Below are 13,373 nucleotides of genomic sequence, written 5' to 3'. Positions count from 1 at the left end.
TAAAGCGTGGGTAAGCTGGCACTGAATAAAAGTACCCTCAACAAGGAAGGTCGCAAAGTTAAAGCCTACCGGAAGTTTGTTCCCGCTCTGGATCTCAAACGGAAACAGCTTCTGGCTGAGCGGGCTAACTCCCGTAAAGCGCAGGCTGATCTTGAAGATACCTTGCTGAGCCTTCGTCAACAGGTACGCGAACAACTGCCGATGCTGTCCAATTATCAGGGCAGTGTGAGCGATCTGGTGGTGATAGAGGATTTTTCGCTCCGGCAGATCAATCTGGTAGGAATACGCCTACCGGAGCTTGAGAGTGTTGCACTCAAGGTTCGCCCCTATTCCTCTCTGGCGACAGAACATTGGCTTGATCCCTTGGTTATTCTGCTAAAGCAAAGTGTTGAGCTGCAGCTCAAACAGCAGGTTCTGACCAAACGTCTGGAGCTGCTTGAGGTCGGTCTTCGCAAAACCACACAACGTCTTAACCTGTTTGATAAGGTTCTGATCCCTCAGGCTGAGAAAAACATCCGCAAAATCCGTATTGCGCTGTCTGACAGTGAACGCGCCGGTGTTGTGACCTCGAAAATTGCCAAGAATAAGCGGCTTAAGGCAGGTATGGCATGAGTATTCTTAAGCTTAAAAAAGCCTCTGTTATTGGCATGAGTCAGGACAAGACCGAAACCCTGGATGCGATTCAGGCGCTTGGTTTGATGCATGTGATTCCGTTAACGGAGATTTCCGCCAAACAAAGTGCGGATGTCGAAGACACCAACCCGGAACTTCTCAAGCGCTCTTTGCAGTATCTGTTGAGTAGCCCTCAGAAGCGCCGTCAGGTTACCCGTGATAACCAGTTGGATCTTAATAAGGTACTGCATCAGGTTGATCAGAACCGTCAGAATCGCATTCGTTTAAGTGAGAAACGGGACTTTCTGGATAAGCGCATCAAAGATCTGGAACCCTGGGGTGAGTTTACCCTGCCGGATCTTGCGGATCTGAATCACGAAAAGCTCTGGTTCTATCTGATACCGAACTACAAGATGCAGGATGTCGAAGCCTCTCATCTGCCCTGGATGCAGGTGCATCGGGATAACCGTCATACCTATATCGTGGTTATTGCTCCGGATGAACCTGACGCCAACATCATGCCGGTTCCCCGTACCCATACCGGTTATGTGCCCCTCAGTGAACTGAAAGAGCAGCTTGAAGAAACCGAAATTCAGCTGGAAGCCGCTGAAGGTGAGCGTGAAGCCCTTACCCGCTGGATTTTCCTGCTACAGCAAAGCGTTGCCAGCACAGAGAATCAGGCGCTGTTGGATGAGGTCTCTGGTCAGACTCGTGACTACGGTGAAGTTTTTGCTCTTCAGGGTTGGGTTGCCGTTCGTGATCTGCCTGAATTAGAAGCTTTTGCTCAGGAGCATGGTCTGGTTCTGTTGGAAGAGGATCCGGCAGATGATGAGACTCCGCCTACTCTGTTGGAAAACCCTGAGATTTACGGTGGCGGACAGGAAGTGGTGAGCTTCTTCCAAACGCCAAATTACCGTAGTTGGGATCCGTCCCGCGTGGTCTTTTTCTCCTTTGTCAGTTTCTTCGCCATCATCATGTCCGATGCAGGTTATTCCCTGCTGTTTGGTGCTGTAATCGCCTGGAAATGGAAAGCGATGGAAGCCACTGAAACCGGTCGTCGTTTAAGAGCCATGGGCGCTGCTTTGACGGGAGCTGGTGTTCTTTGGGGCGTGATCGTCGGTAGTTATTTCGGTGCATCAGCGCCTGTTTCCCTTTTAGGTGAGATGAAGCTGCTCGATCTGAATGACTTCGACGCCATGATGAAGCTATCGATCTCTATCGGTGCGCTGCATCTGGTGCTGGCAAACCTGCTGATGGCCTGGGTGAGACGTGGCAGTAATCAAAGTCTCTCTTCTTTGGGATGGGCTTTATCGGTTGCTGTGGCGCTTTCAGGTTGGCTGACTGAGTTCACTACTCTGGATTGGTCGGTATTTGGTGCTGGCCTTGCGATGGTATTGCTCTTTTCCACACCGGATACAGGCTTCAGTGTCAGTCGTTTGATTTCCGGCCTGTTGGCGCTGACCAATGTCACCAAAATCTTCGGCGATGTGCTCAGTTATCTGCGTTTGTTCGCACTGGGACTGGCTAGTGCCTCGTTGGCCATCACCTTTAATCAACTGGCTGCGGATGTCGGTAATGCACTGCCGGGTATCGGTTTACTGCTGCACATTCTGATCTTACTGGCAGGCCACCTGCTCAATTTCGTCCTTACCGTAGTAAGCGGTGTCATTCACGGCTTACGTCTTAATCTGATCGAATTTTATAACTGGAGTTTGGCTGATGAAGGTTACCCCTTCCAGCCGTTTTCAAAACAGGAGGTAACACCTTGGATAACCTGATCTTGGCCCTGGGATGGGCAGGTTTGTACGGTCCTATGGCGATGGGTGCAATAGGCAGCATGATTGGCTGCTCCCTGGCGGGTCAGGCCGCTGCCGGAGCGCTGTTGGAAACAGAAACGGGTCACGGGCGTTACATCGGTATCTCTGCAATGCCCTCCTCTCAGTCGATTTACGGCATCGTTGTGATGTTTGCTCTGAACCGTGAACTGACGCTGGGTAATGCTCCGGGTCTGGCAGCGATTGGTCTGCTGTGTGGTCTGGCTCTGATGTTCAGTGCCATCTATCAGGGCCGAAGCTGTGCCTCTGCGATCAATGTATCGAAGATCCGTCCTGAAATTTTCGGTATGTCTCTGGCTCCAGCGGCTATCGTTGAAGGTTTTGCGGTTTTCGCCTTTATCTTCGCTCTGGTTATCAGTGCTGGCGTACCAGCCTGATCCGGTTAAAACAGGGAGAAGTCCGCTATGACTGAGATTGAAAAGAATCACGCCTCATCCGGTATCGAAGCCTTAATTGATAAGCTTCGTCAGGAGGGTGTTGATAAAGGCCGTTCAGAAGCGGGACAGATTCTGCGTGATGCAGAAAAAGAAGCTGACCTGCTACTGAAACAGGCCCGTGAAGAAGCGGATGCCATGATCAGCAAAGCCAAGCGTGATGTTGCCCAGAAGCAACAGGCTGGTGAAGACGCGTTGAAAATGGCAGCCCGTGATCTCCTGCTGGATGTTAAGGAAAGCCTGGCGCGCAGTTTTACCGATCAGGTTGAACGTCTTATCGAACAGCAGATGAATAATCCTGAATTTGTTCAGCGTATGGTTCTTGAGCTGGTGGGACGTACCGCCAAATCAGCGGGCCTTGATGAAGCTGAGCAGGTTGAAGTGCTGTTGCCGGAAAATGTGATTGGACTGGATGAGCTACGCCGAAATGCAGATGAATACAAAACAGGCCGTTTGAGTCAGTTTGTTCAGTCGCTGTCTGTTGAGCTGTTGCGGGATGGGGTCAGCTTTAACACCCATACCGGCTCAGGTATTCGGGTTCGTCTGGTAGGTAAAGAGGTTGAGGTGGATCTTACCGATTCTGCAGTTTCTCAGCTCCTTCTGAGACACCTGCAACCCCGCTTCCGTGCACTGCTTGAGGGAGTAATCCGCTAGTGAGCTACTACACCCTGGTTACCGCATTGCCTGACCTGCCGACCTTGGCGAAGTGTAAACAGATGCCGATCTCAAGGATTGCCCTGGATCGTCGCCTGACCATGCTTACGGATGAAGATCAGCAACAGTTAAAACTGGCAGAAAGCCTCTATTACTTTGGTTCTAAACAGCCGGAGATGCTTTCTGATCAGAAGCTGGTATATCAGTGGCAATATCAGCTTACTCAGATTGAATCCGAAGAGATTCGTCAGTGTATTCAGAGCCGTCTGGAGTGGCAAAGCCTGCTAGCGGCGCTTCGTCAGCGACAACAGGGCGATAAAGGGCCGGAACAGTTTTATGGCCTGGGGCGCTGGACGATGCGAATCCGTCAGCATTGGCATGAACCGGCTTTTGGTTTGGAAACGGCTCTTCCCCTTCTGGCTGAACTCCAACCACTGATGCAGAAAGGTGCGGCCGGGGAAGTTGAACGTCAGGTTAATAATTGGCTTTGGCAGAACCTGTTGCGCATCGAACGAAGCCATCATTTCTCCATTGAAACGGTTATCTGCTTTGTACTCCGCTGGGGACTGGCAGAGAAACAGATCCAAAATGATGCCGATCAGGCGCTTGAAGCCTTTGAGTCTATGGCTGAGGTGCTGATTGACGCACCTGTCATCAGGGAACATATAGAATCAGCCTTTGAGGAACTTTCCTAATGAAGGATGTAAAGATTACAGCCCGCGTAACCGGTGTCAGGGACGATATTGTTACCCTGAAACTGGAAAAGGATGAGCAGGGTAACTTCTACCCTCTGATTAAAAACGAAGTGGTTTATATCTGCCCATCGCGAGTACCGTCGGATGAGCGTCAGGAATACCTGCAAGCAGAAGTACTGCGTGTGCGTCATGGTGAAGCTGATGTGCAGGTATTTGAGAATACCCGTGGTGTTGCGGTAGGTGATCCGGTTCGTCAGTCTGGTCAGATGCTTTCTGTAACCCTTGGACCTGGCTTGCTGGGTCAGGTATACGATGGTCTGCAGAACCCGCTGGAGATTATTGCCGGACAACATGGCTTCTTCCTGCCCCGTGGTCTGCAGGTTGAAGGTATCGACAGTCAGAAACAGTGGGCTTTCCAGCCGACCGTTAAAGTTGGCAGTCGCCTGAAAGCCGGCGACCCTGTTGGTCATGTTCAGGAAGGCCGTTTTAAGCACAAGATTATGGTGCCCTTTAACCAGAGGGGCGAAGTGGAAGTCACCTGGATTCAGGAAGGTACTTTCACTACCACGACACCGATAGCCCGTATTAAAGATACTTCAGGCAAAGAGCACGAGCTGACCATGCAGCAGAAATGGCCGGTTCGCATTCCTGTTTGTCAGCCGTTGTTGGCTCAGCGTTTCAGCGAGCGTGAATATCCGGAACAGCCACTGCTGACCTCTATCCGCCTGATCGACACCTTCTTCCCTATTGCCAAAGGCGGTACTGCTTGTATCCCGGGACCTTTTGGTGCCGGTAAGACGGTTCTGCAAAGTCTGATCTCACGTTTCTCCGATGTTGATATCGTGATTATCGTTGCATGCGGTGAGCGTGCTGGTGAAGTTGTGGAGACGATTACTGAGTTCCCTGCCCTGCCGGATCCGAAGGGTGGCACTTTGATGGATCGTACCATCATCATCTGTAATACCTCATCGATGCCGGTAGCGGCTCGTGAAGCCTCTATCTATACCGGCATTACTTTGAGTGAGTATTACCGTCAGATGGGTTATAACGCCCTGCTGATTGCTGATTCCACCTCCCGTTGGGCTCAGGCGATGCGTGAAACCTCAGGTCGTCTGGAAGAGATTCCGGGTGAGGAAGCTTTCCCGGCTTATCTGGACTCCTCGGTGAAAAGCCTCTACGAGCGTGCTGGCCTGATTCGAAATAACGAGGGTGAGCAAGGTAGTCTTACCCTGATCGGTACGGTATCTCCTGCCGGCGGTAACTTTGAAGAGCCTGTTACTCAGTCTACTCTGCGTACGGTTAAAACCTTCCTGGGCTTAAGTGCTGACCGGGCTTATAAGCGTGCTTACCCGGCTGTTGACCCACTGATCTCCTGGTCCCGTTATCTGGAGCAGCTTAGCAGCTGGTATGGCGAGCATCTGGATGCTGAGTGGGTTGATGATGTGAAGCAGATGCAAAAACTGCTGACTCAGGGTGAAGATATCCAGCAGATGATGCAGGTAACCGGTGAAGAAGGTGTCACACTGCAGGATTTCCTGACCTTTAATCGCGCCCAGTGTCTGGATCAGGTGTATCTGCAGCAGGATGCTTTTGATGATGTGGACGCCTCCACACCGATGAAGCGTCAGATGCGGGTTTTCCGTCTGTTGAAACGCTGTCTGTTTGAGCATCCGAAGATGGATGACAAGGATACGATCCGTGAGCACTTCACTAAGCTGGCGGGTTTCTTCCGAAATCTGAACTACAGTCATGAAGACGGCCCGGACTTTAAGCGTTACTGGAAAGAGATCCATAATCTGAATCACTTCCCGCTGAATCAAAGCATGTTTGCTGAAGAGTAATCAGCTCGATGTGAAGCGCGAGTCAGACGTCAAAAGGGAGCCCAAGGGCTCCCTTTTTATTTGCCTGCTCGTTGAGTGCGAGCTTTTAGTATGTCCAGTTAACCTTTGCCATAAAGTTACGTGGAGCACCGTAGAAAGCCTGATCCCAATAGAGGCTGTTCAGGTACTTTTCATCGGTCAGGTTGTTGATTGCCAGAGAAGCGTTAAGGTTCTTGGTCAGATCGTAACCAGCCATCAGATTAACCAGTGTGTAAGCTTTTTGGGTAACTTTGGTGTTTTCCGTTTCACCCTGCCATTTAACATTAGCACCGACTTTCAGTTCAGGAAGGACACCTGGACGATACTGGCTGGATGCGGTAAACATCTCCTTGGCGACTTCCTTCTTCACCTCTTCCCCATCGGCATCTTCGACCTTGAACTTCGAGTAGCCTGCGCTAACCTGCCATCCTGGCAGCAGTTCACCAGCGATATCAACCTCGAAGCCCTGACTGGTCACCCCATCTATACCTCGATAATATGCATCTCCCTCGCTATCGTCAGGGTTCTTGTGTTTGCCAACTTCTTCAGCCACATTATCTTGCTGGCTTTTGAAAACCGAAGCCGTTGCGATAATACCCGGCAGGAATTCAGACTTGATACCAAACTCGACATTCGAACCTTTAACCGGATCAAGCTGGTCACCGTTAACATCAAGCTCCGTTTGCGGATCAAAAATCTGTGTATAGCTGGCGTAAAGTGAGTGCTGGTCGGTCAGATCAAAAACAGTGCCTAAATAAGGGGTAACTTCACCTTTGAAAGAGCTGTTTTTGGTCTTGCCGTAGGACTCACCTTCAATCTCGAGCTGGCTGATTCTTGCCCCGGCAACAACGGACAGCTGATCCGTTATCGAGAAACGACCTGCTCCATAGAGGCTTTCACCAGCATAATCCCACTTGCCGCCACTGGTTGAGCCATCAATAGCAACTTCTGCAACATTACCGTTCAGAACATCATCAAGATTGGTACCAGAGGTACGAGGGTTGGCGTAAACGGACTCCTCCTCAGATTCTGAACGATTAATCTGAATACCTACAATGGCATCATGGCTGCGTCCGGCAAACTGGAAAGGACCCGTAGCGTATATATCCAGGCTGGTTTCTGTTTCCGTCTTGTCGTACAGCGAGGGATAGGCAACCGCACCGGAACCATCGGCTGCGATAGAGCCATAAACATAGAGCAGCTTACTGTCTGAGACCCGTTTTGTACGGTTCAGTACAGCGGTGCCCTGCCAATTTGCGGGTAGATCCTGTTTCAGTTCGACAAAACTACTATCAACCTTGTTATCCCAGAATGCCCAGTCCGCGGCTGTGCTGGCAGAAACATCATAATCAAAAGCATTACCGTCGGTGTCATTGAGGGTTAATGCGCCCCACATAGGGCTGTCAGCATGTGTGTCCTGGGTTGAATGGCCAAGAGTCACTGTTGTGGAGTCGCTGATATCGGCTTCGAGGACACCGTAAAAGAGGCTACGCTGTTTCTCATAGCGATCCAGATAAGACTCGCCGTCTTGTCCTGCGACAACCAGGCGTCCTCTGACATTGCCGGACTCAGTCAGGCTACCTGAGATATCACCCTCCAGACGTTTTTGACTCCAGGAACCAGCGGAAACACTGGCAGATGCAGCAAACTCTTCCGTCGGGCGCTTACGGATAATGTTAACCGTTGCCGACGGGTTACCTGTGCCGGACATCAGGCCGTTAGCGCCTTTGAGAACCTCGATTCGTTCAGCAATAGCGCTGTCGATATCGCCATACAGGTTACCGGTATTGGTCGGCAGGCCAACGCCATCAAACTGGAAATTGGTGATATCAAAGCCACGGGCGGTGTAGTAAGAACGGTCAGTTTCGATACGTTCAACGGTTACCCCGGCAGTCAGGTCCAGCGCTGCATTCAGATCGTTAGCGTTAAAGTCGTCCAGTTGGGCTTGGGTAATGACGGCGACCGCCTGAGGAGTTTCACGCAATGAGAGATTCATCTTGGTGGCTGTGGCCGCGTCCGGTGCGGTATAGCTATCAGGATTATTGTCCTGAGCGTTGACTTCCAGGGTGTCCAGCTTCACAGCGGCCTGGTCTTCTGCAGAGGCAGATGCGGCAACTGAGGTTAGCAAAATAAGGCTGATGCTTTGTGCTAAGTAATGCTTTTTGAACGTCATTTAAAAAATACCCCTCCTGTGTTGAGAGGGGTACGATACATTAAATAAAAATCGTTATCATTAACGTATGTTAATAATTATCAATCACTAGATAGAATTTCCTGTCTGTCGCTTCCAGAGGCGGTTGTACAGGCCATCAGCTGCTATTAACTGTTTATGGCTACCCTCCTCTTTGATCTCACCTCTGTCGAGCACAATAAGGCGGTCCATCACGGACAGGGTTGATAATCGATGTGCAATAGCAATCACCGTTTTCCCTTGCATCAGTGTTTCCAGTTGCTCCTGAATTGCAGCTTCTGATTCGGAATCCAATGCAGATGTCGCTTCATCCAACACTAAAATAGGGGCATCTTTGATCAGAACCCGGGCTATAGAGATCCTCTGACGCTGTCCGCCGGAAAGTTTAACGCCCCGTTCACCTACAAACGCGTCGTAGCCGGTTCTGCCTTCGGCATCGACCAGATCCATAATGACATCGTGAATCTGAGCTTGTTTACAGGCCTCTATCATTTCATCCTCGGTGGCTTCGGGGCGCCCGTACAAGAGGTTCTCCCTGACGGATCGATGTAGCAGAGCTGTATCCTGACTCACAACGCCAATAGCGCCCCGAACACTATCCTGGGTCATCCGGCGGATATTTTGGCCGTCGATGGAGATATCACCCTGATCCGGATCGTAAAAGCGAAGCAAAAGATGGATCAGAGAGGATTTTCCTGCACCGGATGCCCCCACCAGACCGATTTTTTCTCCGGCCTTAACTGTCAGGTTTAGATTCCGGAAGACTGGCTTTTCAGCTTGATAAGCAAAACTGATCTGGTTAAAGCGAACCTCCCCTTGCCCTATTTTCAGTGTCTCAGCATCAGAATGATCCTGAACCTGACTTGGTCGGGCCAGGGTTTTAAAGCCATCCTGAACTGCTCCGATATTACGAAACAGGGCTGCGACTTCCCACATAATGAACTGAGATAGGTTTTTGAGTCGGAGCGTAAGCGCCATCGCTACAGCGATTGCCCCGGTGGTGACACTGTTCTGACTCCAAAGCCAAAGGGCTAAGGCGACTGTGGCGAAAATCAGCCCGGCATTCAGCAGCCAGACCGAGACATTCAGACTGGTAACGACCCGCATCAGGGGGTAAACCGCATTCAGAAACTGATTCATGCCCTCTTTAGCATAATCGGACTCACGACCGGCATGGGAAAAGAGTTTTACCGCGCTGAAATGGGTATAGCTGTCAGCCAGACGCCCTGTCATCACCGAGTGCGCATCCGCTTGCTCCTGCGCCCGTGCTTTAAGATTCGGCAACCCTCGCGCCATAAGTGACAGGTAACAGATCGCCCAGATGCACAGAGGGATAGACAGTCGCCAATCCGCGGAGGCCATCAGATAAAGCATCCCGCCTACATAGATCACGGTATAAAGCAGGGATTCCATCAGCTTTACCAGGCTTTCCCGGAATGCTTCTGAGGTTTGCATGACCTTTGCGGCTAAACGCCCGGGAAATTCATCCTGATAAAAACTGTAGCTCTGATCCAGCAGCCTGCGGTGTGCCATCCAGCGAACAGCCATAGAGAAATTAACGGTAATGCTCTGATGGAACAGCATCGAGTGCAGAACAACCGCAACAGGCAGTGCAACTAATACCAGTATCGACATGCTGATCAGTGTTGAGGACTCTTCCCGCCAGAGCGTCGCAGGATCCCGGTGCCCGAGCCAATCCACCAGTTCTCCAATAAAGCCAAAGAGGATCAGCTCAATAATGGCAATGGCTGCTGTCAGTGAACCCAGCGCCAGAAGCACACCGGTATAGCCCTGACTGTACTGCCGATAAAAAGTAATCAGCCCTTTTTCCTCAAGTGACGGTGACACCTGAGGAAATGGCTCGGTTAAACGTTCAAAAAGTCGGAACATGGAATTTCCTGTGGGGTTCATAGTGAAACGGACACAGGGGGAGGTTGCATTGATAGCTCCCGCTGTGTCCGTGGTTGTTTAATAGTGGTTGAGTGAATGATGGATCAAAGTTTTTGACGGGTTAACAGATAGATGAAGTAGCTACCACCGATCAGAGAGGCTATGACCCCTGCTGAGATCTGTACCGGATAAAGGGCAACCCGCCCTACCCAGTCCGATAAAACCAGCAACGACGCCCCGGCAATTGAGGCAAGCACTATTTGAGGCAGAATGCGCTTTGCCCCCAAAAGATTCGCCAGATGGGGCGACAACAGCCCGATAAAGGAGACCGGTCCGATAACCGCGGTAATCAGCGCGCAGATACCGGCAATCAGGGTGAGCAGCCAGCCCCGGGTTTTACCCAGATTAATGCCCCGTGCCTGTGCAACATCATCGCTGATCGCAATAAGTGTCAGCGCTCTGTGCCAGACCAGTGTTAAGACTGAGAGTATCAGTACGCCAACGGTGAGAATGATGGCTTGCTGGTCTGTAACCTTATAGGTCGAGCCAGACATCCATAACAGCAGCGAGAAGACCTCCTCAGTGCCGCTTGCCAGAGTAAATTGCAGAATGGCATCCAGCAGAGCTGTCAGAGCTATCCCGGTCAATACCATTATTCCTGGCGTAAAGGACTGTTTCTTACCCAGAAACAGCAAGAGAGCCAGTACCGCAAAGCTGCCACCAAAAGCGATTAACGGGCTGAAAATCAGCCATTGCGCACCAAAAATCAGAATAAAAACCACGATGCTCAGGGTTGCCCCGGCTGAAAGCCCCAGAATATCCGGGCTTGCCAGAGGGTTACGAATCAGGCGCTGAAGCACCGTACCGGCAACCGCCAGGCCAAACCCTGCCATCATAGCGGTCAGAACCCTTGGCCAACGTAATTGCCAGAGATAGCCCTCTGGCCAGAACCAGCCCCAAACCGTTTGGGCCTGCCCCGCGTTCAGTACCGTTTTCGGAAAGACAAAAAATGCCAGACAGAGAATGGCTATCGCTGTCAGAGCGATAATGCTCCGGGCTTTTTTAGGTGAACGCAGCAGCCAAGGCTGTTGAGCGTGATCTGAGAAGGCGTTGTCATGTCGAATCGCTTCTGACGGCGTTTTCTCACTGTTTTTGCGTTTCATCGCCAGAATAATCAGAGCAGGTGCGCCAATCAGTGCTGCAGCCGCTCCACTGGGAACGAGTTGACCGAAGAAGTCCGTCGCTCTTAAGGCGATGATATCGGTCAGGCAAAGCAGGAAGGCCCCAATGAGTGCGCTGGCGAGCATCTCCTGCCTTGCGGATTGGCCACAGAACGGTCGTGCAATTTGAGGCGTCAGTAAGCCAATAAATCCGATCAGACCGACAGTGGATATCACGCTTGCGGTTAACCATAGCGCGATCAGCAGCAGAGCAATCATCACAGGGATTAAAGACAGGCCTCTGCTTCGGGCGCCCTGATCCCCTAATCGCATCAGCATCAGTGGACGATGAGCAAAAATAAGCAGCAATAGCACAGGTGTCAGTCGGGGCAGCAACCAGAGGACTTCTTTCCAGTCGCCCTGAGCAAGATCCCCTGCCCCCCAGATAAAGAGATTGCGTACATACTGATCATTCAGCAGAACCAATGCTGAAGCCAGTGCACCAAAGAGCAAACTGACTGCCATGCCGGAAAGCACAATAGGCGGGCCTCTGAAGCCGGATCGGCGTGCCACCAGAAGACAGAGCCCTGTTGCCAGAACCGCACCGGACAGCGCCCACCACTCTCTGTAGATGACCGCAAGACCCGGAACGAGAACAGAAGCCGCAACCAGTCCTAGCCAGGCGCCAGAGGAGGCACCCAGAGTCATGGGTGAAACCAGAGGGTTTTGCAGCAGTTGCTGCATCATGCTGCCCACAAGGCCAAGAACCGCACCGGCCATAATCGCCATCAACAGCCTTGGCATATCACTGTAAAGATACTCAAAGCTGCTGAAGCTCTCGGCCGGAGTTCCAAGCCACAGCCCTATCTGATCTGCTAATGGCAGTTGGGTCCGGGTCTGAAGGTGCCATAAGCTGATGGCCAAGAGCGCGATAATACCCAGCGCAAACCCCATGGCAGGTTTGGCCGTTACGGGGTTCCTGGCGGCTTTGGAGAAAAATGCCGTCGTTAAAGATTCTTGTCCGGAGTGATGCCGGGACAATGTTTGTCCTCCCATCAGTTAGCAGCTCCGTGGGATTTTGCTGTTTGAATATCTGCTGGCATGGAGGTCAGGGCATCAACAAAGTGCTCTGCCAGATAGCGGATCGACAGGGCGCCTCCGTAGGTCCAGGTTGCTTTCACGGGGGCTATACGGCCTTCTGATACAAAAGGCATCATACGAAACAGCGGACGTTTGAAGAGTTCATCTTCGTTCGGTAGCGGTCGGATATACAGGAGTACACCGTCAAGGTAGGCCAGATCCCGAATCGGCTTTTGCACCTGTCCCCATGTAGTGCTTGGGATATCAAGAGCCGCTTTCAGGCCAAGAGCATCCAGAGCTGCTGTCGGCATGGAATTGTCACCGTAAACACGAGCGTGATTCGCATCTCCAAAACGGGCAACCCCAACCTTTGGTGGCTGGCCGTTAAAGTGCTGCCAGACCTTACGCTTAAGGTCGGCAAGTATCTGATCTCTTTCTTTGAGTCTGTTTTTTGCCTCTTCCCCTTTGCCCAGGGCTTTCCCCAACTCGATAAAAGAATGCTCAATCGCCTGAATATTGCTGTGATCAGCCCGATAATTATCAAAATAGAGGACGGGCGCGATCGGGCTGAGTCTTGCAACCATATCCTGCTGCATGCTGCCAACGATGATGAGGTCCGGTTTAAGCTCAGCCAGACGCTCCACGTTAGGTTCTGCGCGGGTGCCAACATCAATCACACCGTCGGGAACTTCCGGTCTTGCGACCCAGGTTTTGTATCCCTGAATATCCGCGATACCGACAGGAGTAACACCCAGTTCCAGAACCTCTTCCGTTGCGCCCCAGTTCAGGGTTATCACTCGTGTCGCTGGCTGTGAAAATTCATGTTTGCCGAGACTGTCTTCCACTGTCACAGCAAAGGCCTGTGATGTTGCGATTAAGACAAAAGCCAGTCCTGCAGTAAGTTTTTGGCTGAGTTGTTTAATTGAGAATGAGGTCATGATTTACTCGCGCTTTCATGGAAGT

10 protein-coding genes are annotated in these 13,373 nt (G+C 51.4%); 6 read left to right on the top strand and 4 right to left on the bottom strand.

The window, feature by feature from the left end:
- Positions 1-6: 6 nt before the first annotated feature.
- From BV405_RS03015 to BV405_RS02990, 6 genes are read left to right on the top strand one after another with little or no spacing between them, the layout of a single operon-like run.
- Positions 7-612 (top strand): V-type ATP synthase subunit D, encoded by a 606-nt coding sequence (locus BV405_RS03015; RefSeq protein ID WP_086479354.1) that lies wholly within the window; start codon positions 7-9, stop codon positions 610-612.
- Positions 609-2,390 (top strand): V-type ATP synthase subunit I, encoded by a 1,782-nt coding sequence (locus tag BV405_RS03010; protein WP_086479353.1) that lies wholly within the window; start codon positions 609-611, stop codon positions 2,388-2,390. The genes BV405_RS03015 and BV405_RS03010 overlap by 4 nt, the downstream gene beginning before the upstream one ends.
- A complete protein-coding gene (locus BV405_RS03005) occupies positions 2,378-2,824 on the top strand; it encodes an ATP synthase subunit C (protein WP_086479352.1) in 447 nt (148 codons plus the stop codon). Before BV405_RS03010 ends, BV405_RS03005 begins: the two co-directional genes overlap by 13 nt.
- A gap of 27 nt (positions 2,825-2,851) precedes the next feature.
- On the top strand, positions 2,852-3,535 hold the full coding sequence (locus tag BV405_RS03000; protein ID WP_086479351.1) for an ATPase: 684 nt from the start codon (positions 2,852-2,854) through the stop codon (positions 3,533-3,535).
- A complete protein-coding gene (locus tag BV405_RS02995) occupies positions 3,535-4,230 on the top strand; it encodes a DUF2764 family protein (protein WP_086479350.1) in 696 nt (231 codons plus the stop codon). Before BV405_RS03000 ends, BV405_RS02995 begins: the two co-directional genes overlap by 1 nt.
- Complete coding sequence (locus tag BV405_RS02990) at positions 4,230-6,071, top strand: V-type ATP synthase subunit A (RefSeq protein WP_086479349.1); 1,842 nt, start codon at positions 4,230-4,232, stop codon at positions 6,069-6,071. Before BV405_RS02995 ends, BV405_RS02990 begins: the two co-directional genes overlap by 1 nt.
- Before the next feature lie 85 nt (positions 6,072-6,156).
- Here the strand turns inward: BV405_RS02990 and BV405_RS02985 are convergent, their stop codons facing one another.
- The 4 genes from BV405_RS02985 to BV405_RS02970 all read right to left on the bottom strand — a co-directional run bounded on the left by BV405_RS02985 (position 6,157) and on the right by BV405_RS02970 (position 13,348).
- The gene (locus BV405_RS02985; protein WP_086479348.1) at positions 6,157-8,262 is read right to left on the bottom strand and encodes a TonB-dependent siderophore receptor; all 2,106 of its coding nucleotides are present in this window, start codon (positions 8,260-8,262) and stop codon (positions 6,157-6,159) included.
- Positions 8,263-8,349: 87 nt separating this feature from the next.
- Positions 8,350-10,170 (bottom strand): ABC transporter ATP-binding protein, encoded by a 1,821-nt coding sequence (locus tag BV405_RS02980; protein WP_086479347.1) that lies wholly within the window; start codon positions 10,168-10,170, stop codon positions 8,350-8,352.
- Between the two features lie 104 nt (positions 10,171-10,274).
- Positions 10,275-12,386: a Fe(3+)-hydroxamate ABC transporter permease FhuB gene (gene fhuB, locus BV405_RS02975; protein ID WP_245832221.1), complete on the bottom strand. Its 2,112-nt coding sequence runs from the start codon at positions 12,384-12,386 to the stop codon at positions 10,275-10,277.
- Entirely contained in the window at positions 12,386-13,348 is a 963-nt protein-coding gene (locus tag BV405_RS02970; RefSeq protein ID WP_086479345.1) for an ABC transporter substrate-binding protein, read from the bottom strand. Before BV405_RS02970 ends, fhuB begins: the two co-directional genes overlap by 1 nt.
- Positions 13,349-13,373: the final 25 nt, after the last annotated feature.

Origin of the sequence: Oceanospirillum sanctuarii, assembly GCF_002150805.1 — a bacterium.
Lineage (GTDB): Bacteria > Pseudomonadota > Gammaproteobacteria > Pseudomonadales > Halomonadaceae > Oceanospirillum > Oceanospirillum sanctuarii.
The sequence above is the reverse complement of the archived record's forward strand: the minus strand, read 5'-3'. Positions and strand labels throughout refer to the sequence as shown.